The sequence below is a fragment of the Shewanella acanthi genome (assembly GCF_019457475.1).
In the GTDB taxonomy this organism is placed as follows: Bacteria; Pseudomonadota; Gammaproteobacteria; order Enterobacterales; family Shewanellaceae; genus Shewanella; species Shewanella acanthi.
Genome location: NZ_CP080413.1, coordinates 2,428,230 through 2,454,084, shown reverse-complemented (window position 1 = coordinate 2,454,084; position 25,855 = coordinate 2,428,230). Strand labels below are relative to the sequence as shown.

The 25,855-nt window shown below is 47.2% G+C and carries 20 protein-coding genes and 8 tRNA genes; 19 read left to right on the top strand and 9 right to left on the bottom strand.

All coding sequences use genetic code 11. From position 1 onward, the window contains the following. Positions 1-135 precede the first annotated feature (135 nt). From K0H61_RS10700 to K0H61_RS10660, 9 genes are all read left to right on the top strand, one after another. Positions 136-211: transfer RNA gene (locus tag K0H61_RS10700), tRNA-Lys, on the top strand. Positions 212-265: 54 nt separating this feature from the next. Further along, a tRNA-Lys gene (locus K0H61_RS10695) sits at positions 266-341 on the top strand. A gap of 33 nt (positions 342-374) precedes the next feature. After that, positions 375-450: transfer RNA gene (locus K0H61_RS10690), tRNA-Lys, on the top strand. Positions 451-482: 32 nt separating this feature from the next. Next, positions 483-558: transfer RNA gene (locus K0H61_RS10685), tRNA-Lys, on the top strand. A gap of 33 nt (positions 559-591) precedes the next feature. Beyond that, positions 592-681, top strand: a tRNA-Lys gene (locus K0H61_RS10680). Positions 682-714: 33 nt separating this feature from the next. Continuing rightward, positions 715-790: transfer RNA gene (locus K0H61_RS10675), tRNA-Lys, on the top strand. A 33-nt stretch (positions 791-823) separates the two neighbouring features. Further along, a tRNA-Lys gene (locus tag K0H61_RS10670) sits at positions 824-899 on the top strand. Between the two features lie 33 nt (positions 900-932). Continuing rightward, positions 933-1,008, top strand: a tRNA-Lys gene (locus tag K0H61_RS10665). A 280-nt stretch (positions 1,009-1,288) separates the two neighbouring features. Then, entirely contained in the window at positions 1,289-2,452 is a 1,164-nt protein-coding gene (locus K0H61_RS10660) for a DcaP family trimeric outer membrane transporter (protein ID WP_220049184.1), read from the top strand. 57 nt (positions 2,453-2,509) lie between these two features. Here K0H61_RS10660 and K0H61_RS10655 read toward each other — a convergent pair whose 3' ends face one another. The 3 genes from K0H61_RS10655 to acs all read right to left on the bottom strand — a co-directional run bounded on the left by K0H61_RS10655 (position 2,510) and on the right by acs (position 6,733). Continuing rightward, a complete protein-coding gene (locus K0H61_RS10655) occupies positions 2,510-2,770 on the bottom strand; it encodes a GrxA family glutaredoxin (protein WP_220049183.1) in 261 nt (86 codons plus the stop codon). Between the two features lie 60 nt (positions 2,771-2,830). Then, positions 2,831-4,585: a DNA repair helicase RadD gene (gene radD, locus K0H61_RS10650; RefSeq protein ID WP_220049182.1), complete on the bottom strand. Its 1,755-nt coding sequence runs from the start codon at positions 4,583-4,585 to the stop codon at positions 2,831-2,833. A gap of 195 nt (positions 4,586-4,780) precedes the next feature. Next, positions 4,781-6,733: an acetate--CoA ligase gene (acs, locus tag K0H61_RS10645; RefSeq protein WP_220049180.1), complete on the bottom strand. Its 1,953-nt coding sequence runs from the start codon at positions 6,731-6,733 to the stop codon at positions 4,781-4,783. A gap of 174 nt (positions 6,734-6,907) precedes the next feature. Between acs and K0H61_RS10640 the strand changes: the two genes are divergently transcribed. Then, positions 6,908-10,327, top strand: a complete 3,420-nt coding sequence (locus tag K0H61_RS10640) for a hybrid sensor histidine kinase/response regulator (protein ID WP_220049178.1) — start codon at positions 6,908-6,910, stop codon at positions 10,325-10,327. A 23-nt stretch (positions 10,328-10,350) separates the two neighbouring features. Here K0H61_RS10640 and bioA read toward each other — a convergent pair whose 3' ends face one another. Beyond that, entirely contained in the window at positions 10,351-11,691 is a 1,341-nt protein-coding gene (gene bioA, locus K0H61_RS10635) for an adenosylmethionine--8-amino-7-oxononanoate transaminase (RefSeq protein WP_220049177.1), read from the bottom strand. A gap of 121 nt (positions 11,692-11,812) precedes the next feature. Here bioA and bioB point away from each other — a divergent pair, with 121 nt between their 5' ends. The 4 genes from bioB to bioD all read left to right on the top strand — a co-directional run bounded on the left by bioB (position 11,813) and on the right by bioD (position 15,809). Further along, positions 11,813-12,865, top strand: a complete 1,053-nt coding sequence (gene bioB / locus K0H61_RS10630; RefSeq protein WP_220049175.1) for a biotin synthase BioB — start codon at positions 11,813-11,815, stop codon at positions 12,863-12,865. Between the two features lie 152 nt (positions 12,866-13,017). Continuing rightward, entirely contained in the window at positions 13,018-14,226 is a 1,209-nt protein-coding gene (locus K0H61_RS10625) for an aminotransferase class I/II-fold pyridoxal phosphate-dependent enzyme (RefSeq protein WP_220052653.1), read from the top strand. Between the two features lie 85 nt (positions 14,227-14,311). Beyond that, a complete protein-coding gene (gene bioC, locus K0H61_RS10620) occupies positions 14,312-15,085 on the top strand; it encodes a malonyl-ACP O-methyltransferase BioC (RefSeq protein ID WP_220052652.1) in 774 nt (257 codons plus the stop codon). 34 nt (positions 15,086-15,119) lie between these two features. Next, the gene (bioD, locus tag K0H61_RS10615; protein WP_220049173.1) at positions 15,120-15,809 is read left to right on the top strand and encodes a dethiobiotin synthase; all 690 of its coding nucleotides are present in this window, start codon (positions 15,120-15,122) and stop codon (positions 15,807-15,809) included. Positions 15,810-15,832: 23 nt separating this feature from the next. Here bioD and K0H61_RS10610 read toward each other — a convergent pair whose 3' ends face one another. The 3 genes from K0H61_RS10610 to pepE form a co-directional block, all read right to left on the bottom strand. Further along, positions 15,833-15,982, bottom strand: a complete 150-nt coding sequence (locus tag K0H61_RS10610; RefSeq protein WP_220049172.1) for a hypothetical protein — start codon at positions 15,980-15,982, stop codon at positions 15,833-15,835. 326 nt (positions 15,983-16,308) lie between these two features. Continuing rightward, positions 16,309-17,850 (bottom strand): glucan biosynthesis protein G, encoded by a 1,542-nt coding sequence (locus tag K0H61_RS10605; protein ID WP_220052650.1) that lies wholly within the window; start codon positions 17,848-17,850, stop codon positions 16,309-16,311. A 321-nt stretch (positions 17,851-18,171) separates the two neighbouring features. Continuing rightward, positions 18,172-18,882 (bottom strand): dipeptidase PepE, encoded by a 711-nt coding sequence (pepE, locus tag K0H61_RS10600; RefSeq protein ID WP_220049171.1) that lies wholly within the window; start codon positions 18,880-18,882, stop codon positions 18,172-18,174. Between the two features lie 288 nt (positions 18,883-19,170). On the opposite strand from pepE, the gene htpX reads away from it, so the two are divergent. Further along, positions 19,171-20,034 carry a protease HtpX gene (gene htpX, locus K0H61_RS10595; RefSeq protein ID WP_220049170.1) on the top strand — a complete coding sequence of 288 codons (864 nt, stop codon included), beginning with the start codon at positions 19,171-19,173 and terminating at the stop codon, positions 20,032-20,034. Positions 20,035-20,361: 327 nt separating this feature from the next. Further along, complete coding sequence (gene cctA, locus K0H61_RS10590; RefSeq protein ID WP_220049169.1) at positions 20,362-20,715, top strand: tetraheme c-type cytochrome CctA; 354 nt, start codon at positions 20,362-20,364, stop codon at positions 20,713-20,715. A gap of 71 nt (positions 20,716-20,786) precedes the next feature. Here the strand turns inward: cctA and K0H61_RS10585 are convergent, their stop codons facing one another. Beyond that, on the bottom strand, positions 20,787-21,530 hold the full coding sequence (locus tag K0H61_RS10585; RefSeq protein WP_220049168.1) for a cytochrome b/b6 domain-containing protein: 744 nt from the start codon (positions 21,528-21,530) through the stop codon (positions 20,787-20,789). Positions 21,531-21,821: 291 nt separating this feature from the next. Between K0H61_RS10585 and K0H61_RS10580 the strand changes: the two genes are divergently transcribed. Then, on the top strand, positions 21,822-22,457 hold the full coding sequence (locus K0H61_RS10580) for a LuxR C-terminal-related transcriptional regulator (RefSeq protein WP_220049167.1): 636 nt from the start codon (positions 21,822-21,824) through the stop codon (positions 22,455-22,457). 124 nt (positions 22,458-22,581) lie between these two features. Here K0H61_RS10580 and K0H61_RS10575 read toward each other — a convergent pair whose 3' ends face one another. After that, on the bottom strand, positions 22,582-24,348 hold the full coding sequence (locus K0H61_RS10575; protein ID WP_220049166.1) for a M61 family metallopeptidase: 1,767 nt from the start codon (positions 24,346-24,348) through the stop codon (positions 22,582-22,584). Positions 24,349-24,491: 143 nt separating this feature from the next. On the opposite strand from K0H61_RS10575, the gene hinT reads away from it, so the two are divergent. Together hinT and K0H61_RS17935 are read left to right on the top strand one after the other, a co-directional pair. Beyond that, a complete protein-coding gene (gene hinT / locus K0H61_RS10570; protein WP_220049165.1) occupies positions 24,492-24,848 on the top strand; it encodes a purine nucleoside phosphoramidase in 357 nt (118 codons plus the stop codon). Further along, positions 24,845-25,846, top strand: a complete 1,002-nt coding sequence (locus tag K0H61_RS17935) for a PaaI family thioesterase (RefSeq protein WP_220049164.1) — start codon at positions 24,845-24,847, stop codon at positions 25,844-25,846. Before hinT ends, K0H61_RS17935 begins: the two co-directional genes overlap by 4 nt. The last annotated feature ends 9 nt before the right edge of the window (positions 25,847-25,855 follow it).

Below are 25,855 nucleotides of genomic sequence, written 5' to 3'. Positions count from 1 at the left end.
AAAAACATACTCTTAGTCTGTTTTTCATGCAAACGACAAAAAATTGGGAATTTGCGCTTGCATGAGAAAATGAAAACGGTATTATAGGCGCCCTCGGAACGGCGAGGTCGTTCGGGGCGCAAAATACCAGTAAATGGGTCGTTAGCTCAGTCGGTAGAGCAGTTGGCTTTTAACCAATTGGTCGAAGGTTCGAATCCTTCACGACCCACCACTTACTCTAGTGAATAGAATAAGTTAGTTGGTTTGTTGTGATAAGTAAATCGTTGGGTCGTTAGCTCAGTCGGTAGAGCAGTTGGCTTTTAACCAATTGGTCGAAGGTTCGAATCCTTCACGACCCACCACTTATCTGAAGTGTAAAATCAGAATCCTTAGATGGGTCGTTAGCTCAGTCGGTAGAGCAGTTGGCTTTTAACCAATTGGTCGAAGGTTCGAATCCTTCACGACCCACCACTTTCTGAAGTGTAAAATCAGAATCCTTAGATGGGTCGTTAGCTCAGTCGGTAGAGCAGTTGGCTTTTAACCAATTGGTCGAAGGTTCGAATCCTTCACGACCCACCACTTATCTGAAGTGTAAAATCAGAATCTTGAGATGGGTCGTTAGCTCAGTCGCTTATGTATAAAGCAAGGGCAGTTGGCTTTTAACCAATCAGTCGAATGGTTTTAATCCTTCACGACCCACCACTTATCTGAAGTGTAAAATCAGAATCTTAAGATGGGTCGTTAGCTCAGTCGGTAGAGCAGTTGGCTTTTAACCAATTGGTCGAAGGTTCGAATCCTTCACGACCCACCACTTATCTGAAGTGTAAAATCAGAATCCTAAGATGGGTCGTTAGCTCAGTCGGTAGAGCAGTTGGCTTTTAACCAATTGGTCGAAGGTTCGAATCCTTCACGACCCACCACTTATCTGAAGTGTAAAATCAGAATCCTTAAATGGGTCGTTAGCTCAGTCGGTAGAGCAGTTGGCTTTTAACCAATTGGTCGAAGGTTCGAATCCTTCACGACCCACCACTCTCCTTGTTATACAATTCCAAGTTAGCTTTTAAGTCAGCTATAACTTTCTTTTTTTGTTATTCTCTGCATTGCTTTACTTCATTTCGTTAGATAATGCTTCTGATATGCCCCTTCTGTTTTATCTCACATAAATACATTTGAAATAACTTCGTTAGGTCGTACACAATACCGGTCAATTTACTTTCTACTTTTGTCTCATAGACTTATTGCTAATGTTTCACACTTGTTAAATTGTCCATATTGACCCTTGTAAATATAACAAGGGGAGATAAAAAGAATGAAAAAGGCAAAACTTAGCTTGTTATGCAGTGCGATGGGGTTGGTGTTTGCAGGCGCAGCCAATGCGGCATCTTTGAAAGATACCGATGTGGACTTTGGCGGATATATCAAAGCTGACATTATGTTCAGCGATTACAGTAACGGCGCGCCAGATTCTGGGGATCTATCGCGCCAGTTTTATGTGCCAGGCACGATTTATGGCAAAGAGGGAAATGGTAAGCAGGTTGTCGATTTCCAAGCCCGTGAAACCCGCTTTAATTTCAAAACTACCACCGATCTTGAGGGTCATAAATTATCGAGTTTTATTGAGCTGGATTTTATGACCCATACCGATGGTAACGAACGGGTATCTAACAGCTATTCTCCCCGCATTCGCCATGCCTATGTGTCTTACGATAATTGGACCGTTGGCCAAACGTGGACCACCTTCCAAAATCCGGCCGCCTTACCTGAAAACCTCGATTTTGTGGGGGCGGCCGATGGTACGCCCTTCGTGCGCCAGGCTCAGTTACGTTACACCACGGGGAATTTCCAGTTTGCTGTCGAAAACCCAGAGACAACAGTCTCTCCTTACCAAACTGGTGGACGCATCACCAGTGGTAACGGTGTCATGCCCGATTTTGTTGCCCGCTATAACCTAAAGACCGAGGGTGGCGCATCCTATTCCTTTGCGGGGATAGTGCGACAACTTAATCTTGAAACTAAGGTGGGGACAACTGAGGTTGACAGCTCTACCTTTGGTTACGGTTTAAGCGCGGCGGGTATTATTCCATTGGGTAAGGATGATTTACGCTTTACCGTGACCTATGGTGATGGTTTAGGGCGTTATATGGCCCTTAATTACATCAATGCGGGTGTGCTTGATGCCGATGGCGATATTGAAACTATCAGCACCTTTGGCGGCTTTGTTTCCTACCGCCATTGGTGGAATGAACAGTGGCGCTCCAGCATTACTTTCTCGGCGATGGAAGCTGACAACGATGTGGGCTTAACCGGATCTGGAGTGAATAAGGACGCCACATCGGGTTATATCAACCTCTTGTATTCACCGAGCAAGCCGTTAACCTTCGGGGTTGAATACATGTATGCCCAAAACACCAAAGAGAATGGTGACGATGGCGAGTTAAGTCGTATTATGTTCTCGGCGAAATACGTGCTCTAATGTGACATTCAAAACTAAAAAGGAGACCTAAGGTCTCCTTTTTATTTCACGCCAGCTTTATGCTAACAGGTTGTTCTCACGAACATATTGTTCGAAGTCGGTGCAACCACCTACGTGCTTCTCATCAACGAAAATCTGCGGAACCGTTTCAACAGGCTTACCCACAGTCTTTTCTAAATCGGCTTTTGAAATGCCTTCAGCGTGGATATCAACGTATCTGAATTTAAAGTCATCACGTTTTTCAACGAGTTGCTCAGATAATTGCACTGCGCGCACGCAATAAGGACAGCCAGGACGGCCAAAAATAACAACGTACATAATTGCTCCTTTGGATTACTCTCGCCGTTTTATACCATACGCCTTGGCGAATTGATAATGTCAGCTGAATTTATTTTCAATTTGATAGCGTCCTTGGTAATCGAAATAGCTTTCTACCAAATCCCAGCCTTTTTTCTGCTTTTTCAATAGCAACAGATCTGGCATGCGAAAAGCACCACGGTCTGCAATAAGCTCTGCTACGTTTCGATATTTTTTGACTTTTAACCCCGGTGTACGGCTATGGGGATGGATAAATAGCGCATATAGGGCGCGCCACTGGGCGGGTGTTTGCAGTGAAAAGCGTCTGCAAAATTCATTGCCATCGATATCTAAATACCGCACTTTGAGATTGCCCCCATCATCAATCAAGGCCATATGCTGGCAGCGAAACAGATGGTGGTGCTGCTTATTCAGTACTTGTTTTAGGCGTTTATCGGGGTCAATCAGTGTCGACTGACAATGCTGGCAGATGCGAGCAGCAATATCATTTTCTTCACCGCAATCGGGGCAGGATTTAGAACGAAATCGAAAATCGCACTGCTGTTTAGTTCCATTATGTTCGACTAATCCCTGACAGCGGCGGCCAAAGTGTTCAATGATATCGCCATCATCATCGGTCAAGCCCCAAAAAATATTGGCAAATTGGCACACAGGGCAGTGTACCTGCACGGGAACTGATTTGCTGTTAGGTTTTACTTGGCCGACCTCGGGGAAATACAAATCGTAACCGTTGGCGGCGTAATCGATGATAAGGCAGTCGGTTTTACCTTCGCAAATACGCAGTCCTCGACCGATCATCTGTTGAAAAAGGCTGACCGATGCCGTGGGTCTTAATATTGCAATCAAATCCACATGGGGCGCATCAAAGCCTGTGGTGAGCACCGCCACGTTAACCAGAAACTTAATCTCTTGCCTCTTAAAGGCTTCAATCAGGTTATCACGCTCATCATCTGGGGTCTGAGCGGTGATAAGCGCCGTTTGCTCTGGGCTGTCTCTCTCAAGCTGGGCAAATATCTCCTGGGCATGTCTCACCGTTGCTGCAAAAATAATGATGCCCTTGCGATGCCGGCTTAGCTCAATTAACTGCTTAATAATCGCCGTCGTGGCGCGACCTGCATGATTGAGCAAATCATTGACCTTTGCCTCAGGATACTCGCCATTTTCATTGGGTTTGATTTGACTGAAGTCGTACTGGGCACTTAAGCCATCGAACAGCGTGGGGGGCGTTAAGTAGCCTTTTTTAATTAAAGGACGAATCGGTAATTCGAAGATACAGTGCTCGAAAATCCCAAGTTCAGGCGAACCGACCCTGCCGTGGTAATGTTGTTTGTAAATCCAACCTAAGCCTAAGCGATAGGGGGTAGCGGTTAACCCTAATAGCCTCAACTGCGGATTTTTTTGTTGTAGGTGAGTTAGCACTTGTTGATACTGGCTGGTTTTCTCAAGGCTCACGCGGTGGCATTCATCGATAATCACCAGTGAGAAGGGCTCATCGAATTGGGAGAGCGCGCGCGCCGCAGATTGAATACTGGCGACCACGGTTTTACCCTCAGTCGTTTTTTGATTAAGCCCCGCCGAATAAATGCTGGCCTCTGCTGTTAACAGACCCACCTTTTGTGCATTTTGCGCGACTAGTTCTTTTACGTGGGTCAGCACCAGTACGCGGCCTTTGGCGATGCGCGCAAGCTCGGCTATCACAATGCTTTTTCCGGCACCCGTTGGTAACACTAACACGGCGGTGGCTGTCGTCTTTTTAAAATGGCTGATTGCGGCGTCAACGGCCTGCTGTTGATAGTCTCGTAGGGTAACTGACATGCTTAGGTTTACTGTTTTGCTGGGACATTTGGATCTAAAGGAGTGCCAGCTTAGCATATAAGCAAAACCGATAAGCAAAAAAATGCCCCTTGGTTGAAGGGGCAAGAGAGAAAGCAGTCTCTAAGGGTGGAATCAATTTCCAGGGTGGGATAAAAAAGCGCCCCATTGGGTTGAGCAATGGGGCGCGGTATAACATTATTCGGTGCGATTTAAGCGGGTTTCAATCAAGGTGTCGATGACAGAAGGATCGGCTAAGGTTGACGCATCGCCTAGGTTAGTGACTTCGTTGGCGGCAATCTTACGCAGGAAACGACGCATTATCTTGCCAGAACGAGTCTTAGGTAAGCCTGTTGCCCATTGGATAAGATCCGGTGTGGCGAGGGCGCCAATTTCCTTACGTACCCATTGGCGTAGCTCTTGGCGTAGCTCTTCGCTTTCTGGCGTGCCGCGGGTCAAGGTGACATAGGCATAAATTCCTTGACCTTTAATATCATGGGGATAGCCCACAACGGCGGCCTCTGCCACTAACTCATGGGCAACTAAGGCGCTTTCGACTTCTGCGGTACCTAAACGGTGACCCGACACGTTAATCACATCGTCGACACGGCCAGTGATCCAGTAGTAACCATCCTCATCACGGCGGGCGCCGTCACCGGTAAAGTACATACCACGGAAGGTTTTAAAGTAAGTCAGTACGAATCTGTCGTGGTCGCCATATACAGTGCGCATTTGGCCTGGCCATGAGTCGAGTAGTACTAAGTTACCTTCGGTGGCACCTTCTAAAATGTTACCCATGTTATCAACCAGTGCGGGCTGCACACCAAAGAAGGGGCGCGTCGCTGAACCGGGTTTCGTATCGGTTGCGCCCGGCAGCGGGGTAATTAAGATACCGCCGGTTTCGGTTTGCCACCACGTATCGACAATCGGGCAATGTTCATGACCAATCACTTCATGGTACCAGCGCCAAGCCTCTGGGTTAATCGGTTCACCAACCGAGCCCATAATGCGCAGTGAGCTGCCATCAAATTTATCGAAATGCTGTCTTCCTTCGGCCATTAAGGCGCGAATTAAGGTTGGCGCTGTGTAGAGAATATTCACTTTATGACGGTCAATCATCTCGCCTAAACGGGCGGGACTTGGATAGTTAGGAATACCCTCGTGAATTAATACGGTTGCGCCGTTCGCGAGCGGTCCATAAACCATGTAGGAGTGACCTGTGATCCAACCCACGTCTGCAGTACACCAGTAAATCTCACCCGGTTTGTAATCAAACACGTATTCGTGGGTCATTGAGGCGTACACCATATAACCACCAGTGGTGTGCAATACGCCCTTAGGATTGCCTGTAGAACCAGAGGTATAGAGCAGGAACAGCGGATCTTCGGCGTTCATCTCTTCAGCGACACAATGCTCAGAGGCAGTTTCAGTTAAATTGTGCCACCACACATCGCGGCCTTCCTGCCAATCGATATTGCCGCCTGTGCGTTTGAGCACAATGACGCGTTCAACCGTCGTCACATCGGGATGCTTTAGTGCATCGTCAATATTGCGTTTAAGCGGAATGGCGCGGCCGCCACGCATGCCTTCATCGGCGGTAATAAGTACCTTTGATTTACCGTCGATGACACGTGAGGCAATGGAATCTGGCGAGAAGCCACCAAACACCACAGAATGAATCGCACCGATGCGGGCACAGGCCAGCATAGCGACTGCGGCTTCTGGTACCATTGGCATATAAATAGTGACGACATCGCCACGGCGAACGCCTTGGCTACGAAGGGCATTGGCAAACTTACACACCTCAGTATGTAGCTCACCATAGGTGATTTTGCGTTGTTCGCTGGCGTTGTCGCCTTCCCAAATAATGGCAACTTTATCGCTGTTTTCGCCCAAGTGTCGATCGAGACAGTTAGCGGATGCGTTTAGTGTGCCATCGTAGAACCAATTGATAGATAAGTTATTATCATCAAAGGACGTACTTTTGATTTTAGTGTAGGGTTTTATCCAATCAATACGCTTACCGTGTTCTCTCCAAAAGCCTTCTGGATTAACAACGGACTCTTGGTACATTTTTTTATACTGATCGTTATTGATAAGTGCATTAGCAGCGGTATCGCTGGAGACTTTGTAGAGAGACTGCGAGCTCATAGGGCTTCCCTTTCTAAAATTTGCGTGTTCTGAGTATGGTATGCAAGGGGGATGCAACTCCATTAGACCTTGGTCTAGTTTTAAAATCCCCTTTATATTTAGGCTGTTGCCGTTAATATCTGGCTAGATTTCATACTTTGTTTAGCGCACAATAATGGGAAAAAAGAGTAAAATATGAATTTAACCCTCGTCGTTGCTGTTATTGCGGTTTGTTACGTTTCCCTGTTATTCCTATTAGCCTATGGTGCGGAGCGCTGGTTTAATGGCGTGACTAAAAAACTTCAGGTGAGTATCTATGGGCTAAGTCTTGCTGTCTATTGTTCTTCTTGGAGTTTTTTGGGGACAGTCGGGCAGTCCGCTAAGGATTTATGGTCTTTCCTACCGATTTTTCTCGGTCCGATTCTGATTTTTACCCTAGGCTTTGGGTTACTTCGCAAGATGGTGTTGGTGTCCAAGGCGCAAAATATCACCTCGGTGGCTGACTTTATCGCCGCACGCTATGGCAAATCCCAAACTTTGGCGGCCATCGTAACCTTGATTGCACTCTTTGGCATCATGCCTTATATCGCACTGCAGCTTAAGGCCATGGTGTTCAGTCTTAACCTGTTCCAACCGGTGGACTCGCCCCTCAATGGCGGATTTATCTCCCTATTAATTACAGTGTTATTGGCCATATTTGCAATCTTGTTCGGTACTCGAAAACTTGATGCCTCTGAGCATAACCCTGGCATGATGCTCGCGATTGCCTTTGAGTCTCTGGTCAAGCTCGCCGCCTTTTTAATTGTCGGTATCGTGATTAGTTTTGGGGTGTTCGATGGTTTTGGTGACATATGGGATCAGGCTATGTCGCGGTCATTGATCAACTACCCTAATCCTCGCATCGAAGCCCTGATGCCTGAGCTGTTGGTGGGTATCGCTGCCTTTTTATGCATGCCGCGCCAGTTCCATGTGATGGTGGTGGAATGCGCCAACGAGTCAGTGCTCTCTAAGGGGCGGTGGTTATTCCCGATTTATTTAGCACTCTTTGGACTGTTTGTTGGGCCGCTTGCGCTGGCGGGTAAGCTCATCCTTGGCGATAGCGTTTCCGCCGATACCTATGTGATCAATTTACCGCTTGCGCTCGATCAACCCTTACTTGCGATCATTGCGCTATTAGGGACATTATCTGCGGCAACGGGGATGGTGATAGTGGCTGTGGTGACCATCAGCGTGATGATCAGTAACGAATGGCTGGTTCCCATGCTGTTACGCACTGGGCATATTCGCGAGAAAAACTTCAGCCAATTCTCCATCATGCTGCTCAATGCCCGCCGTTTAGCCATTGTGATTATTCTTGGCTTAGGTTATGGCAGCTATTTGGCCCTGGCTGACAGCGACTCTCTGTCTCATTTAGGTATGCTGTCCTTTGGCGCCTTCGCGCAACTGGCGCCTGCCTTAGTGGGGGGGCTGTATTGGAAACACGGTAATCGTGGAGGGGTATTTTTAGGTTTGGGCGTTGGCTTTAGCCTGTGGATTTATATCATGCTGCAGGGGAGTGGTATTGGGAGTGGTATAGCTAACTTCGATATGCTTGACTCAATTACCCCCAATGTGCGCGATGCCTTAACGGCGCTTTTTGCTAACACCGCCTGTTATATTATTGGATCTATGTGGTTCAGGGCTGGGGTTGCCGAGCGTATTCAGGCTAGCGCGTTTGTAAGCCCTGGCAAGCTTAAGAAAAGTGACAATAAAAAGAATGCACCGATTTCCCAGCAGGATTTATTGATTCTGGCGAGCCGCTTTGTCAGCCCAACCCGGGCATTCGAAAGTTTTAGCCGTTTCTCCAACGAGTCAGTTAAAAGCGACAGTTGGCATAAGGCTGCAACCCCTGAGCTTATTTCCCATACCGAACGCTTGCTTGCTGGGGTGCTTGGGGTGTCGAGCGCGGCGCTAGTAATGGATTCGGTACTCGAAGGTCGTGACTTGGCGCTCGATGAAGTATTCAGCTTAGTGGATGAGGCTTCATCCAAAATCATGCTGAGCCAAGATATGCTGCGCGGTGCAATTGAGCATGCCTATGAGGGCATGAGCGTGATTGATCAGGAGCTGAATCTGGTGGCATGGAACTTTAAATACGCCGAGTTATATCAATATCCTGAAGGCTTTTTACAGCAAGGGATGCCAATTAGTGAGGTGATCCGTTTTAATGCCGCTCGGGGTTACTGCGGTGAGGGTGAAATTGATGAGCACGTCGAAAAGCGAGTTCAGCATATGCGAAACGGCACCCCCCATACCTCAGAGCGTCAACGCCGTGATGGCAAAGTCATCAAAATTCAAGGCAACCCAATGCCGGGCGGCGGCTTTGTCATGACCTTCACCGACATTACCCAGTACCGCGATCAAGAGCGTGCGTTATTGGAGGCTAACGAGACGTTAGAGAGTCGTGTAAAAGAGCGTACCTTTGAGCTTGCAATGTTAAACAGTGAGTTACTTGAGGCAAAAGCGCAGGAGGAAATGGCCAACGCCTCTAAGAGCCGTTTCCTCGCCGCCGTTGGCCACGACTTAATGCAGCCGCTTAATGCAGCCAGACTGTTTACCGCGTCCTTGTCCCAATATCCAAATCTTGATCAGGAGGCACGCACCACGCTATCCCATGTGAATAGTTCGCTCAAAACCGCAGGGGAGCTCTTAACTGACTTATTGGATATCTCCAAGCTGGATTCTGGCATGGTGGAAGTCAATCGCCGGGATTTTGCGATTTCGGAATTGCTCAATGGGTTATCGGTCGAGTTCGAGGCCATGGCATCCGATAGCCAAATTCGGTTTAAAATGTTGCCCTGTAGCGCGACGGTCAACTCCGATCCCGCGCTACTTAGACGGGTGCTACAGAACTTTCTAACCAATGCCTATCGTTATGCCAGGGGCGGTCGGGTGCTGTTTGGTTGCCGACGCCGTGGGTCTGAGTTAGAAATCCAAGTCGTGGACACGGGTTGCGGGATTGATGAGGTTGAAACGCGGGAAATATTCAAAGAATTTAAACGCTTAAATAACCCTCGTAGCAATAGTGTCAGTGGTTTAGGTTTAGGGCTTGCGATTGCCGATCGTATTAGTCGCGTTCTTGACCACAGTATTCAAGTCTCGTCGCAGTTGGGGCGAGGCTCGGTATTTTCGATTTGCGTACCGCTAGGTGAAACCGTCAGTCAGCCGCAACCTCAAGTTACCTTAAGTCTGCTACAACCGCTTGCGGGCATAAAAGTGCTGTGTATTGACAATGAGGAAGCGATTCTGGCGGGACTTGAGAGTTTACTGAGCCGCTGGCAATGTGAGGTGATTTGCGCGCGGGACTTATCCGATGCGAGAATCAAACTCGGCCTTAAGGGGGTAGCCCCCGATATCGTTTTGGCGGATTTCCACTTAGACGATGGCCAAAATGGAGTGGATGCGATGGATGGGATCAGAACCCTCTATGGTAAAGATTTACCGGGCATTTTAATTACCGCCAATACCAGTAAGGAGCTGATTGAGGATGTGCAGCGCCGCGGGTATCACTATATGGCAAAAATGGTTAAACCCGCAGCACTACGCGCGCTGATCTCAAGTCTGGTAAAGAAATAGCCTAACTATATCAGTACTCATGGTTAACCATGGCTAATAGTACTTGAATCTTCTGAAGAGGTTGCCGCTCCAATTGTCGCGGCAACCTGTTTCATGGCGCTAGTCAGTTGACTGAGTTGCGAAGTGCTAATGGTGTAAGGTGGCATAATATAAATCAGATTGGCAAAGGGGCGAACCCACACGCCAAGGTCGACAAACTGTTGCTGCAACTGGGCGGTATTAACACTCTGGTGCATCTCAAGTACGCCCACCGCGCCTAATACCCGCACATCTTTAACGCTGGGAATATTGGCTGCATCTTTAAGCTCTTCACGCATTTGTTGCTCAATCGCACTCACCTGCGTGGGCCACTCACATCTATTGATGATATCAAGGCTGGCGCAGGCGGCCGCGCAGGCGAGGGGATTGCCCATAAAAGTGGGACCGTGCATAAATACTCCCGCAGGAGATTGACTAATGCCGCGTGCCACCTCATCGCTGCACAGGGTCGCGGCAAGACTGATATACCCCCCCGTGAGCGCTTTACCGAGGCAGAGAATATCCGGCGTAATATCGGCGTGTTCATAGGCAAAGAGTTTACCCGTACGGCCAAATCCGGTGGCTATTTCATCAAGAATTAACAGCACTTTGAATTCATCGCATAGGCTGCGAAGGCCTTTCAAATAGTCGGCGCTATAGAAACGCATGCCGCCTGCGCCCTGCATGATAGGCTCGATGATCACAGCGGCGATGTCTTGATGGTGCTTGGCTAACATCTCCCGCATCGAACTTAGATCATCGACTTGTAGCACTTCACCAAAGGGCGTTTGGGGCGCATCGACAAACCACTGTTTTGTAACAGCATCACCAAACATGGTATGCATGCCACCTTCGGGATCGCAGACACTCATGGCGGCAAAGGTATCGCCGTGGTAACCCTTTTTCACGGTTAAAATGCGTTGCTTTTGAGTCGCTTGCGGATTGGATGCGATTTTCCCCTGCCAATACTGCACTGCCATTTTGATGGCAACTTCTACTGCAATAGACCCCGAATCACACAAAAACACCTTTGTCAGCGGTTCACAGGTCATGGCGACCAATTTTTGGCAAAGCTCAATGGCTGGTGAGTGGGTAATGCCGCCAAACATCACATGACTGAGTTGGTGTAGCTGACGCTCCATCGCACTTAGGATGTCTGGGTGACCATAACCATGCACACAGGCCCACCAAGAGCTTGTCCCATCGACGAGTTTGCGACCATCGACTAATTCCAGCTCGCAGCCCAGTGCACTGTGCACGCCATAGACGGGTAATGCACGGGTCATCGAGGTGTAGGGATGCCAAATATGGTTGCTATCAAAATCGAAATCGAGGGTCGGCTGCATATTAGCTCACAATGCTGTTTGAAAAATGTACTTTAGTAAACTGGTGTCACTGGTTGGCGTTGACAGTTTAAGGTCTGAGGTTATCCTAGCCAAGACAAAATACAGAATAAAAGGTTGAAAAATGTCGCAGTTGCAGATTCGTCATGATTGGAAACGGGAAGAAATCGAAGCCTTATTCGCGTTGCCGATGAATGATTTGTTGTTTCAAGCACACAGCATTCATCGTCAAGTATACGATCCCAATGAAATTCAAATCAGTCGCTTACTGTCGATTAAAACCGGTGCTTGCCCAGAGGATTGCAAATACTGCCCTCAGAGTGCCCGCTATGACACTGGCCTTGAAAAAGAGCGCCTGTTAGCAATGGAAACCGTGTTGACCGAGGCCCGCAGCGCAAAAGCTGCGGGTGCGACTCGTTTTTGTATGGGCGCCGCCTGGCGTAATCCGAAAGAAAAAGACATGCCGTACCTGACCCAAATGGTGCAGGAAGTCAAAGCCCTCGGCATGGAAACCTGCATGACCTTAGGCATGTTAAGTGCTGAGCAGGCGAGCGAATTAGCCGAAGCGGGCTTAGATTATTACAATCACAATCTCGATACTTCGCCCGAATACTATGGCGATGTGATCACGACGCGCACCTATCAAAACCGGTTAGATACCCTAAGCCATGTGCGTGCGTCTGGCATGAAAGTGTGCTCCGGCGGTATTGTGGGTATGGGCGAGAAGGCCACTGACCGCGCGGGTCTGCTTCAGCAATTAGCCAACTTACCTCAGCATCCAGATTCTGTGCCGATTAACATGCTGGTTAAAGTGGCGGGTACGCCCTTTGAAAAGCTCGATGATTTAGACCCATTAGAGTTTGTTCGCACTATCGCTGTTGCCCGTATCATGATGCCCAAATCCCGCGTACGTTTATCGGCGGGTCGTGAGAACATGACCGACGAGTTGCAGGCTATGTGCTTCTTTGCTGGGGCAAACTCGATTTTCTACGGTTGCAAATTACTGACCACGCCTAATCCTGAAGAAAGCGATGATATGGGCCTATTCCGCCGTCTGGGTTTACGTCCAGAGCAGGGCGCTGCCGCTACTGTGGATGACGAGCAGGCGGTACTTGCAAAGGCCGCGGCCCATCAGGACAAAGCCAGTGCGCCGTTCTACGATGCTGCTGCGCTGTGATAGCACAGTCTCAATTGTGATAGCCGATGGTATGACTGGGCGAGCCTGATTTGGCAAAACGAAATATGACAAAGCCTAATGTGACATTAAGTGATGTGAATGAGCATATGAGTCAGCCGCTAATGAGTGTTGATGATGGCCAATGTCATTTAATGCCACAACCATCGAGCCTAGAAGCAAAGATTGCCGCAAGAAAGCGGACCTTGGAAAGTCAGGGTCTGCTTCGGCGAAGACAGTTACTCTCACCTCACCCCATTGAGTCTAAAAGCACACAATTTGTGCACCAAGGGCAAGTCATGCTGAATTTTAGCAGCAATGACTATTTGGGCTTATCCCGCGAGCCAGCTCTTGCGAGAGCCCTCTATCAAAGCGCACTGAAATACGGTGTCGGCAGCGGCGCATCCCCACTAGTAACAGGTTACAGCGAGGCGCATTTTGCCCTTGAGCAAAAGCTCTGTCAGCAAACAGGCCATGAAGCGGCGCTGTTGTTAAGCTCCGGCTTTAGTGCCAATACCACCTTGATGAAAACCTTGTTTGATAAAACGGATGTGGTGCTGGCCGATAAGCTCGTTCATGCTTCGATTATCGATGGACTCAAGGAAAGCGGCGCCGAGTTTAAGCGTTTTTTACATAACTCCCTAGAGGGGGCCGAGCGGCTTTTAAATACCCATTCGGCTGCAGCGCTTATCACTGAAAGTGTGTTTAGTATGGATGGAGATAAGGCGCCGATTGCCGAGTTGTCGAAGCTTTGCCGCGCAAAGGGTGTGTGGCTGATTGTCGATGATGCCCATGGCTTTGGTACTGACACCCAATTCATCAATGCAGAAGATACTTCGAAACATAATGCAACGGATGCAGAGCAGATCGATGTGCAAATTGTGACCTTTGGCAAAGCATTGGGCTGTCAGGGTGCGGCGATTTTAGGCAGTCAGGCATTGATTGACTTTCTAGTCAGTAATGCACGGGAATATATCTACTCCACCGCATTATCGCCAGCGAATGCTGCGCTTGCTTTAGCTTCGCTTGAGTATATCGAGCAGCACAGCGAATTGGTCGAAAAGTTAAATTCTAACATCAGTTTATTTAAAGGCTTATGTGCTGCTGCGGGTATTAAGTTACACGGTTCTGATACCGCGATTCAGCCACTTGTTATTGGTGATGCACAGCAAACTATGGATATTGCCTTGAGGCTTAAATCCTTGGGGGTATGGGTGGGCGCGATTCGGCCACCTACCGTGCCTCAGGGTTCGGCGCGGCTTCGAATAACCCTAAGTGCTTCCCACAGTGAGGCCGATATTGCCCACTGCATTGCTGCGCTCGCGAAGGTATTACCCGATGAGCTTAAAAACGCGGCCCAATGACTGTGAAAACAGTAAAACACAGGTAAACCACACGTAGGCTTGGTGAGATTAAGTTGTGATCCCAAATCAGATATACTGTCCTAAAATGCTCGCGCCTGCGAGCGATGAAATCGCCGAGCGATTTTCTGCAGCGGCAGATCATTACCATGAGCACAACTCAGTGCAACGTATGAGTGCTGCAAGTTTATTGGCACAGTTCCAACCTAGGGGGTGTGTGCTGGATATCGGTGCGGGTCCTGGCACTGCGTTTTCAACCCAGTCGAATGGCGAAAAAGATATTAAGGTATTTGCCCTTGATATTGCCCTTGGCATGCTGCAAAAACTGAAACAAAGTTTCCCCCGTTATCAGGTAATTTGTGCCGATGCCGAGCAACTCCCTTTATTGGGACACAGTATCGATAGCATTTACTCTAATTTAGCTTTGCAGTGGTGCGGAAATTTCCCCGCAGCAATTGCCGAGTTTGAGAGGGTGCTTAAAGTGGGTGGTGAGTGCCATTTGAGCATAGTGGCCGATGGCAGTTTAGCGCAGCTTTCAACGCTGGGATTAAGGGTGAATGGTTTTTTAACGATTGAAGTATTGAAGGCTGCGTTTTGTCACTCTAAGTGGCAATTTATTGAGGCCGAACTTATCCCCATGACGGTGTATTTCGAGAGCTTAAAAGACTTGCTGTATTCGATTAAAGGAGTGGGGGCATCGGTGCATTCGAGTCAAACGTCACTGCATTCTGATACTCAGCAAGTGCAGTTGCGTGGCCGAAAAGACTGGCAAGCATTAGTGGCTAAAGCGCAAAATCTACGCCAGGCTGAGGGCATACCATTAACCTATCAAATTGCGCAGCTGCGTGTACGCCGCTTATAACCCGTTAGCTGCAGCAAAATCCCGAGGAAAGAAGATGTATTTTGTGACCGGCACCGATACCGACAGCGGTAAAACCTTAGTTTCCAGCGCGCTATTAGAGGCGGTCAATCTAAGAGCCTCTCAGACGGGGATTACCTGTTCAACCCTCGGGGTTAAACCCATCGCGTCGGGCTGTGAGCAAACTGCGGATGGGCTTCGCAACAGCGATGCGCTAAAGCTGATGATGTCATCCAGCGTTAAATTAAACTACGAGCAAGTTAATCCCTTTAGTTTTGAACCCGCAATCGCCCCCCATGTGGCCGCAAAGCAGGTGGGCGTTACGCTATCGCCAGAGCGGATTATTGATTCATTAGATTTAGCGCAATTTCAGCTCGCAGATTTTTGTTTAATTGAAGGGGCTGGTGGCTGGCGGTTACCACTCGGGGAGGGGCGCTTTTTATCTGAGATGGTTCAGCAACTCAATCTGCCGGTCATTTTAGTGGTTGGGATGAAATTAGGCTGTTTGAACCACGCACTGTTAACCCAAGAAGCCCTGATTGCTGATGGTTTAATCATTGCGGGTTGGGTGGCCAATCGTGTTGACCCTAATATGAGTGTGTTCGACGAGAACCTTGCAACCCTCAAAGAAGAAATGCGTGCACCTTTCTTGGGTTGTATTCCCCATTTAGCGGAAGCAACCGGCAAAAATGCCGCACAATATCTGGATATGTCGAGCTTGCTATAAGTGATTGCAGACGAATCGCCAAATTAAATCAGAATATAGCTTAGCAGCACTAGGGCTAACCAAAAAATTCTGCCGACCATAGGGAAGGCTGCAATTAGCATCAAAATTCCGATAATAAGGGTAAGATTATAGGGTTTATATAAATCCGATAATTCAAAGCGGAGCTGTTTCATGAAGTTGGTTTATCTAGACGGCTAAAATTAGATGGGTGCAATAGGGTGAACCGCTTGAAAACAGCACCAATATTGGACAAATTTGTGCGGCAATATACCGCTAATTTATATTAGAGTAAATGCTCTGGTGATAATGCTGAATAAGCCATTTTTAATGTAAAAAAAGAGAATTTGAAAATTTCCTTATGGGCGAATTAGTTGCCGAATATCCTTAATGGAAATATCAAAACCAGGCTGTATTTTCGATGGTCAAATTTGATGAAAATAAACGCCAGCAGTGCTGGCGTTTTGTTTAGGGGATTAAATTAACTCAAACAGATTTTAATCTATGGCCAATCATCCCCATTCCAACGATAGAGCCATGTTGAGGCGAAGGGTTTTTCATCCTTGCGTAACTGGATCCGCAGCTCTGCCACATTGGCACCTTCAGGGTCGAAACTCACATAGAGCCTCGCGCCGTTGATACTGGGGTGAGGCACAATGCGTGACGAGAGAATTTTGCCACGGTTAATACCGGCTTCAACGCTAACTTTTTCAAGATCTTGTGGATTGATATTACTGTAATCAATCAGAATTTCTTTACCCTTAGCGAGTCTTTGCCCTTTTGAACTGCGTACAATGCGTGCCTTATTGGCTACATTAGGGCTATCGTTATACGAGCTAATGCGGTAGCTAAACTGATAGGGTTCGCCCTGTTTTAATCCACCCTGCGGCTCCCAATAACTCACAATATTATCATTGGTTTCAGCATTCGATGGGATTTCAATCAGCACTAATTGGCCTTTGCCCCAATCGTTTAATGGTTCAATCCATGCAGAAGGCCTGAGCTGATAGTTGGCATTTAAGTCTTGGTAGTAATCGAAATTACGGTGACGCTGAATTAAGCCAAAACCCTTAATATCTTCATCGCCAAAAGCGCTGATTTGGAGTTTGTTTGGGTTATTGAGTGGTCGCCATAGACGCTCGCCATTACCCCTATCAATTTGTAACCCTTCAGAATTATGCACCGCAGGGCGATAATCACTCTTGTCTGGAGTATCTAATCCGCCATAGAGGAACATAGAGGTGAGAGGGGCTAGCCCAACATGGGCAATATCGCGGCGAGGGAACAGGGTGACTTCCACATCGACGCGTGTCGGTTCGCCAGGATATATACCAAAACGATAGGCGCCGGTAACGCTCTGACTGTCTAACAGGGCATGTACCACGATTGCAGTTTGGTATTTCGAAGGGCGTTCAACCCAAAAACGTTTGAATAATGGGTATTCTTCTCCCTTTGGCTGGGCGACATCGATGGCTAAACCACGATTTGACAGACCATAGGTTTGTCCCTTAGATAGGGTGCGAAAGTAGCTGGCCCCCTGAAACATAATAAACTCATCTTTTACATCATCGCCGTTGATGGGATAGTGCAGACGAACTCCTGCATATTGACCTACTTGGGTCAGTAACTTCTCGATAGCGCCACTGGGGACACTGAAAGATGATTCCGTTAATTCAATTGGAATGGCGCGGCTGTTCTCGACCACATCGATATCCACGAGGTTTTTATATAAAAAACCAGGGGCGAATAATTGCACCGAAAACTTGGTCGGTGTTCCCCCCCAAATTGCCGCATCCTCCTGATAGTTGATTTTGCCATAGGTGGCGTAATCTAAATCGACGAGTTCTTTTGGGGCTTTTCGGGCTTCTTTAAAGGGCTTTTGCGCTAATTTCTGCGCCAAATCCACTACAGTTTCGTGGGAGAAACTATTAGCTTTAGGTGTACTGGCTTTTGTTTCACTAGCTTTTTTGGGGGAGACAGGCTCAGCATTCACGGCAGGAGCAAGTGTTCCTGCAGCGATTGCGCCAACAAAAAGAGTGCGAATAAGGCGGTTAAATAGGCCATGCTGGCTTGGATTAACCTGGGGGCTGGCACTTGGATGCTTTAGAGGGAAACGCAGTCTCAAAATGTAAACTCCTCAGTAATAATTAATTAAAACTTGCAGGCCAAAAGGTTCATTGGATCCTAGGCTTTTTCCCCATTATTTGCTCCTGCAATGCGCGGCGTTAATGCGAGAGGCTGGGGCTGTTGAGATAGAATGTTTGCACCGGTCTCCAAGGTGTAGGGTTAGAGGCCGGTCTTATCTCAACCTTTGAGCGAGCAATCATCTTAGCAGCTTGCTGTGATTGATGCTGTCGAGTCTGTCTTATTTCAACAAATGAGATAAGTTGCTACCAACGGGGATTAGGATTTCCTGCTGATCACCACAGAACAGATAGGCGGGATTTTCCCCAAGCAGTGACAATGTATCCCCCTGACGCCACAACGCACTACCTTCAACAATACCGATCACAGGGGTTTCTGGGTCTACACGGGTAAACTCCAGCAGACGTTGTGCACGGGTTTCACCGTTATGGCCTGGCGCTTGGTAGTTAGAATAATGGGGGTTTAATTGGAAGGGTAAAATATTGAGGGCCTTGAATGAGGGCGGCTCAATAATCGGCATATCATTGGTGGTTCTAATGCTTAACCCTGATACGTTCGAACCCGCGCTCCAGCCAACATAGGGTTTGCCGTTCATTACTTCATCACGAATCAGGTGAATAAGATCGTGCTTATAGAGCTGATGAAGTAAGTGAAAAGTGTTACCGCCACCAATCAGAATACCGTCGGCTTCTTTTATCGCCTGCTGTGGGTCAGCGTGTTGGTGAATACCACTGATATCGAGCTCAAGCTCGCTAAGTCCTGTGACCACAGAGGCGAGGTAGGTATCGTAACTCATGCTCACCCCAGCATAGGGGATGAAAATCCATTTTTTAGCTTCGCTGGTCAGCGGTTTGATAAAGGGAATTGCATGGGCAAGATAAGGCGTATCACCGACTCTGGAACTGCTCAGCAGTAAGGCATTAACTGTCATCTTCGTATCCTGAAAATCTCGGAATGTGTTGGCATGTTAACAAAGTTCAATCCCGATAAACATAGAGAATTACACATGTATTTTCCCCAATAGCAGACAGTACTTAGATTTAAGTTTCGATTAATATACGAACCCTAGACTCACGCACAATTAAAGACAGTGCTGAATTGAGAGAATTATCGTCAACCAGAAAAAACTCTTATCTGAATTACTTGAAATTCGGTTATTTGGACATATTATGTCTTTAAGCAAAGTTAATTGGCATGTATATGCCCTAAAGGAGCTGAAATGAAGCGTATTTTTTTATTGATTGTGACTAACCTAGCCGTGTTGCTGGTGGCCTCAATTGTGATGTCTATTCTGGGCGTTAACACGTCAACTATGGGTGGACTTTTAGTGTTCGCTGCGATTTTTGGATTCGGCGGGGCCTTCATCAGCTTAGCCATATCTAAATGGATGGCGAAAAAAACGATGGGTTGTGAAGTGATCACAACTCCTCGTGACGAAACAGAGCGTTGGTTAGTCGATACTGTGGCTCGCCAAGCGCAGCAAGCTGGGATCAAAATGCCAGAAGTGGCTATCTACCAATCGCCAGAAATGAACGCCTTCGCAACTGGCCCGAGCAAAGATAACTCTTTGGTTGCGGTGAGTACGGGTCTTCTTTACGGCATGAGCCAAGATGAAGTCGAAGGTGTACTTGCACACGAAGTGAGCCATGTGGCAAACGGTGACATGGTCACTTTGACCCTGATCCAAGGCGTGGTAAACACCTTTGTGATTTTTGCTGCCCGTATAGTAGCAGGTATCATCAATAACGTCGTTTCTAGCAACGATGAAGAAGGTGAGGGATTGGGTACTTTTGCGTATATGGGTGTGGTGTTTGTACTGGATATGCTGTTTGGTATTTTAGCGTCAATCATCGTCGCTTACTTCTCACGTATTCGTGAATTCCGTGCCGATGAAGGTGCTGCTAAATTAGCGGGCAAACATAAAATGATTGCTGCCCTTGAGCGTTTACGCCAAGGTCCCGAAACTGGTGCAATGCCAGCGCAAATGTCAGCATTAGGTATTAATGGCAAACGTTCAATGGCGGAATTAATGATGAGCCATCCACCATTAGAAAAACGTATTGAAGCCTTAAAATCTCGTTAATCTCGATTGCTGTACTGTTACTTAAAGGAGACATTATGTCTCCTTTTTATTTAGGGCTTTTCTTTTTTTACGCTTTAGGATAGGGCAATTTAATACGTAAGTTTTACGCCGTGACAATTTGTAAAACTCCCATATAAGCATGTGGTTACATGATTTGGCGCACAGTTTAATGTTCAATTAATTGATAAAGTTATTTCACATAGTTATGGGTTGATTATTGTTCAATTCTTAACTAAGTTAAGTTGAGTCGTGCTGTATATTTGGTTGCGAGATGGAAGTCACCCTGACAAGAATTTCCACTGTCAATCGCCATTGGAGGATACAATTGTGAGCAAAAAACTATTGAGTGCACTGTTCGGAGCCAGTCTCGCTGCGTTAGCTTTATCACCAGCTGCTTTTGCTGCCGATCAAAAATTATCTGATTTTCACGCTGAAAATAATGGTGGCTGTGAAACCTGTCATAAAGACGGTTCTCCATCTGCTGACGGTGCTTTTGAATTTGAACAATGTCAAAGTTGTCACGGCGGCTTAGCTGAAATGGACGCTGTTCATAAGCCACACGATGGTAATTTAGTGTGTGCTGACTGTCACGCTGTACATGATATGAATGTAGGGCAAAAACCTACCTGTGAAAGCTGCCATGATGACGGCCGTACTCCAGAGAAAGTTATGGCTAAATAGCCCTATATTCACGCTTGAATTGAACATAAAAAACGCCAGCATTTGCTGGCGTTTTTGTTATGGGATAAAGGCTATTCTTCGTCCTTAGCCTTGCCATGTATCAGTTTTATCCCCGAAAACATCGCCGAGATGATGCCTGGTTGTATGTTCACTTCGGTATAAATCACCGCAAAAATATGTAAGACAATTAATAGTAATAACAAATAAAAACCCATTTCATGGATTTCACCCGTAAAGCCCTTAAGCGGTTTTAAGGCATTGGCTTTTTCTTCATTAACGCCTGTAGGATCATAGGGTTTGATACTGCTTGCATCGACATTATCAGCAGCGATATAGGATTGAACTGCGCCACCAAAGGGGGGATAGTAAATATCGGTTCCCGCGCGAATCAATCCAGTTAGCATCATAGTGACTAACACCAACAAAACAGCAAATACCGCGAGTTTGCCCTTAGGGCTGTGGCCCAAATATTGCGGCACATTCCCCGCGGCTACCGCCGCTTTATCGCTTTTAAGTGCATTGAGACTTTTGCTGCTTGGGATAATTTGCCCAAAACGGGCGTATTTATTACCTATAAACCCCCAAATAATGCGGATAATTAAATTAATGGCAAAGCCATAACCAAATAATACATGGAGGGTTTTTAAGCCTATTCGGCCAGAGGTTTCTGTAATGCCTAGTTCAGTTCTGAACATCATCATTATGCCTAGAAGGGTTAAGGCAAACACTAATATGACGTTCAACCAATGGAATAACCTTGTCGGTTTATCCCAGACTGAATGGGAGCTGAATATGACGTCTTTAGGGTTAGACATGTTATTTCCTTATAATATATGGTGAATTCATATTACCCTTTTTGTATGAAAATGCAGCATCATGCTCTGGGGCTAATTAAATATATTTATGGTATTTATTGTGGTCAATCCAGCTGAAATTACTGATATTTGTGCGGTAAATATTTTTTTACTCGGCAGTTGAATCTGTTTTTTTAGATGATAATATCGAGACAGCAATAGACTCGGAAGTCTATTGAATGGATGTAGAAGTGGTGTTAGGGAAGCTTAGCTTTCGACATGAATTCGTAAACAAGACAGGGAGTGAGCAGGATGTTCAAAATCCTTCATTGGATGGTAGTGTCAAGATCGCAATTATTAATGGAACTGCTGGCAGGACGTTGGCCACAGGAGTTTTTGGTTAAATTGACTCAGGTCAGCCCAGAGGCCATGTGTGATCAACTTAATGACAACCAAGCATCCTTGGTAGTGATTGACCTCGCAACGGTCGATCTACAAAAAGCCTATCAATTTCAGCGTATGCTGGCCCGTGAACACCCTAGTGTGCGGGTGGTCTATATTCAATTTCCAAAACTGGTTGACGCCCGTTTCCTGATGAATGCGGCAACAACGGCAGGTGTATTTTACTTAGATACAGGTTTAACCGAAATAAGTTTGGGTTTGACCAATATTTTACGTGGTCACCGAGTGCTACCAATCCAACTGGTTAACGGTGTTAACGACGACTTTGGCCTGTTTGAGGATACTGAGCCCCTCACAGTGCGTGAGCGAGAAGTGCTGCAGGCTCTGCTCTCGGGCAGTACAAACCTTGATATCGCCAATCAGCTGTTTGTCAGTGAAAGCACCATTAAGACACATCTCTACCGCGTGTTTCGTAAAATAGGGGTGTCGAGCCGTGGTCAGGCAATTGCGTGGGCGCAAACTTATCTGCATGATGTGGTGGTTTAAGCGATAGCCATTTAGCAAGTTAAACCGATATATAAGTGAATAAATGATTCAACAAAAGGCAGACACATATGTATTGTGGTCTGCCTTTATTGTCTGTCTAAATGCCTGTTCTGAAAACTGATTCTTAACGCTTTAGCCAAGCGGCGAGTTTGTCCGCATCATTAATACTGAGGTTCACGGTATCTTTGACCGCTTCGCTAATCACAAATTCGCCCGTCATCAGCTCATCTCTTCTAAACCAATGTAATGTCAGACGTTGACCTATAGCATATTGCTGCAACTGGGCTTCAAACTGTGCAGTTACTTGCAGATTATCGGCGGCAATCAGCACATCGCCCGCACTTAAGCCTGCAAGGTGAGCTGGGCTGCCTTGGGCTACTGTCACGATTTTAAGACCGAGCGGCGCGGCCTGCGTCTTAGCACCAAAGCCAATCTCATATCCCTTAAATTGCTTGCCGCCGTTGTCTTGTCCGCCTTGGCTTGCTCTCAAACTAAAGTCGACACCAAATTTGGCTAACAGCGGCGCGAGCGGAATATCATCTGTGTTATCGAGATAGGCAAACAAATCTTGGCAATCGCGGCCCAGTAGCTCCTCAACAATGCGTTGATGGCAGTTATCTGTGGTGCCTCGGTTTTGAAGACCATAGTCCTGCCACAAAATACGCATCACATCATCTAGGCTGTATTTGCCTTGGGTTTCACTGCGAAGGGTTAAATCTAAATACAGCGCGAATAGGCCCCCCTTAGTGTAATAACTGATAATGGCGTTTTGGGCGTTTTCATCCTGCTTATAGAACTTGGTCCAAGCATTGAAGCTGGAATCCTTAATGCTCTGCTTAAAGCGGCCTTGGCTGCGATACACCCGAGTAAAGGTTTCACTCAGCATATCGAGGTAGCTTTGCTCATCCACCAGTCCTGCACGGTAGGTTAAAAAGTCATCGTAGTAGGAGGTAATGCCTTCGTAGGCCCAAAGCTGCGGCGTATAGGTTTCGGCCTCTAATTGATAGGGCAAGAAGCACTCGGGTTTAATGCGTTTCACGTTCCAGCTATGGAAATATTCATGGCTGCAAAGCGATAAATAAGTGCGGTAGTCGTTATTCATAGGTGCTGTCATCGACAGCGGTAAGTCTTTACGTGAACACATTAACGCGGTCGATGCGCGGTGCTCCAACCCCCCAAAGCCGTTATCCAGCACTGTGGTCATAAAGAGATAGCGTTTGAAGGGGGCGGGCGTGCCAAAGAATGTAATTTGGTACTCGCAAATGGCTTTTAAATCTTCACACAGCCTTGGCATACATGCGCGGTGACGTCCGTTTAACACGATATCGTGCTTAACACCGCAGGCTTCAAAACTTGCTAAAGTGAATAGTCCCATCTCCACAGGGTGGTCGATTAAATCGTCGTAGTTTTCGGCGCTGAACTCACCAAAGGCAAAATCATCGCCACTTTCGCGGGTCATGCTGGTGGCAAGTCTCCATTCACTAAGCTCTGGCGCAGTGGGTGGCAGCATAGTCACTTTATGGATCGATGCTTCAAAACCCTTAGCCTCGAGGAACACACTGCTGCCATTAAAAAAACCATGGTTAGTGTCTAAGTGGGCGGTTCTTACCGACAAATCCCAAGCATACACTTGATAAGTGAGTGTGATATTACCGCCTTGGCTGCTGACAACCCAGGTTTGTTTATCAAGCTGCTTAAGGCTAAGGGGCTTTGCATTGCTGTCCATCGCCTTAAGTTCAATGATGTTTTTGGCAAAATCACGCACCATATAACTGCCCGGTAGCCACGCGGGAAGACTTAATACTTGTTCAGATAGTGCGTTTGGCACATTCATCGTCACAGCAAACAAATGGGCCTTGGGGTCAATGGGAATGATTTGATAATGGATCATATTTTATCCTGAAAAACCGATGCGTTTTGTTGGGCGTCATGCTGCCAAAAATGCCCAAAACAGGCAAATGAAACTAAAATAACGGCGACACAAAGTGTTGAATTGCTAGTATACTATGCCAATTGGACCAAGGAGGACTTCAAATGGCCGAAGAAACCATTTTCAGTAAGATTATCCGTCGCGAAATTCCCGCCGACATTTTATATCAAGATGACCTAGTCACTGCGTTTCGAGATATATCGCCAAAGGCACCGACCCACATTTTAATTGTGCCAAATCATCTAATCCCAACCGCAAACGATATCAAAGCCTCCGATGAAGCTGCGCTTGGACGTATGATGACAGTCGCGGCCAAACTGGCGGCCGAAGCGGGGATTGCAGAGGATGGTTATCGCCTCATCATGAATTGTAACAAGCATGGTGGACAGGAAGTTTATCATATCCATATCCACCTCGTGGGCGGAGAGCCGTTGGGACCCATGTTGAGCCAAGGTCGATGAAAGTTAATCCAGAATTTTTCCCGCTAACCCAGTTAGCTCAGCGCTTTGTTAACCAGTTGGCCCAATGCCGCCGCCTTGGATTGTCGGTATTAGAGGCGAGCGAGCATCATGTGTTAATTGAGCTGCCCTACAGCACAGAGATCATCGGCTACCCAGAAACTGGCGTTATTCATGGCGGGGTGATCACCACCTTAATGGATACCGCCTGTGGCAGTGCGGTGGTGAGTGCAATTTTCAAAAAATATCAATCTGTTGAGATTTCACCCACCCTAGATCTTCGCGTCGATTATATGAAACCGGCCAAGCCGAATCGCCCTGTGTATGGTTTCGCCGAGTGTTATCGTCTGTCCTCTAACATCGCTTTTACCCGTGCGATTGCCTATCAAGACAGCATCGATGATCCAATTGCCCACGCCGTCGGTTCTTTTATGCGAATAAGCCCAGAAATGGTGGGGGATGCCTTTAGGGAAGCGCTTGTGGGTGAATCTGATACTACGCTCGTGCTGCCGATGAGCGTCAATAAAGTCGATGTTTCCGCAACCCCAGAGCAAGTCGAAGCCAGAGCGCTCGATGTGCAAAGCATTGTCAAACGCGCGACCGAGCTTAACGATTTTGGTTATCTGCTGGAACATGTTCCCTACGCGAAATTTACGGGTATGCAGGTGGAGCGTTTCGGTGATGAGCTGGTGTTTAAGCTGCCCGCCAAGGATGACAATATCGGTAACCCGATCCTGCCCGCCATTCACGGCGGCGTGATTGCAGGCTTTATGGAAATGTCTGCCATCGTGCAACTTATGGTGTTTATGCAAACCACTAAGGTGCCGAAGGTGGTCGACTTCTCGATTGATTATCTGCGTGCTGGTCTGCATAAGGACACCTTTGCTGAGTGCCGAATTACTCGCCAAGGTCGCCGAGTGGCCAACGTTAGTATCAACTGCTGGCAAACTAACCGAAAGCAATTAATTGCCACCGCTCGGGCGCATTTCCTGCTCGATTAACAGGTAGCA

What these genes read in the sequence shown, in the direction of transcription:
- K0H61_RS10660 (WP_220049184.1), top strand. Translation starts at nt 1,289, where the DNA reads ATGAAAAAGGCAAAACTTAGCTTGTTATGCAGTGCGATGGGGTTGGTG.
- K0H61_RS10655 (WP_220049183.1), bottom strand. Translation starts at nt 2,770, where the DNA reads ATGTACGTTGTTATTTTTGGCCGTCCTGGCTGTCCTTATTGCGTGCGC.
- radD (WP_220049182.1), bottom strand. Translation starts at nt 4,585, where the DNA reads ATGTCAGTTACCCTACGAGACTATCAACAGCAGGCCGTTGACGCCGCA.
- acs (WP_220049180.1), bottom strand. Translation starts at nt 6,733, where the DNA reads ATGAGCTCGCAGTCTCTCTACAAAGTCTCCAGCGATACCGCTGCTAAT.
- K0H61_RS10640 (WP_220049178.1), top strand. Translation starts at nt 6,908, where the DNA reads ATGAATTTAACCCTCGTCGTTGCTGTTATTGCGGTTTGTTACGTTTCC.
- bioA (WP_220049177.1), bottom strand. Translation starts at nt 11,691, where the DNA reads ATGCAGCCGACCCTCGATTTCGATTTTGATAGCAACCATATTTGGCAT.
- bioB (WP_220049175.1), top strand. Translation starts at nt 11,813, where the DNA reads ATGTCGCAGTTGCAGATTCGTCATGATTGGAAACGGGAAGAAATCGAA.
- K0H61_RS10625 (WP_220052653.1), top strand. Translation starts at nt 13,018, where the DNA reads ATGCCACAACCATCGAGCCTAGAAGCAAAGATTGCCGCAAGAAAGCGG.
- bioC (WP_220052652.1), top strand. Translation starts at nt 14,312, where the DNA reads ATGCTCGCGCCTGCGAGCGATGAAATCGCCGAGCGATTTTCTGCAGCG.
- bioD (WP_220049173.1), top strand. Translation starts at nt 15,120, where the DNA reads ATGTATTTTGTGACCGGCACCGATACCGACAGCGGTAAAACCTTAGTT.
- K0H61_RS10610 (WP_220049172.1), bottom strand. Translation starts at nt 15,982, where the DNA reads ATGAAACAGCTCCGCTTTGAATTATCGGATTTATATAAACCCTATAAT.
- pepE (WP_220049171.1), bottom strand. Translation starts at nt 18,882, where the DNA reads ATGACAGTTAATGCCTTACTGCTGAGCAGTTCCAGAGTCGGTGATACG.
- htpX (WP_220049170.1), top strand. Translation starts at nt 19,171, where the DNA reads ATGAAGCGTATTTTTTTATTGATTGTGACTAACCTAGCCGTGTTGCTG.
- K0H61_RS10585 (WP_220049168.1), bottom strand. Translation starts at nt 21,530, where the DNA reads ATGTCTAACCCTAAAGACGTCATATTCAGCTCCCATTCAGTCTGGGAT.
- K0H61_RS10580 (WP_220049167.1), top strand. Translation starts at nt 21,822, where the DNA reads ATGTTCAAAATCCTTCATTGGATGGTAGTGTCAAGATCGCAATTATTA.
- K0H61_RS10575 (WP_220049166.1), bottom strand. Translation starts at nt 24,348, where the DNA reads ATGATCCATTATCAAATCATTCCCATTGACCCCAAGGCCCATTTGTTT.
- hinT (WP_220049165.1), top strand. Translation starts at nt 24,492, where the DNA reads ATGGCCGAAGAAACCATTTTCAGTAAGATTATCCGTCGCGAAATTCCC.
- K0H61_RS17935 (WP_220049164.1), top strand. Translation starts at nt 24,845, where the DNA reads ATGAAAGTTAATCCAGAATTTTTCCCGCTAACCCAGTTAGCTCAGCGC.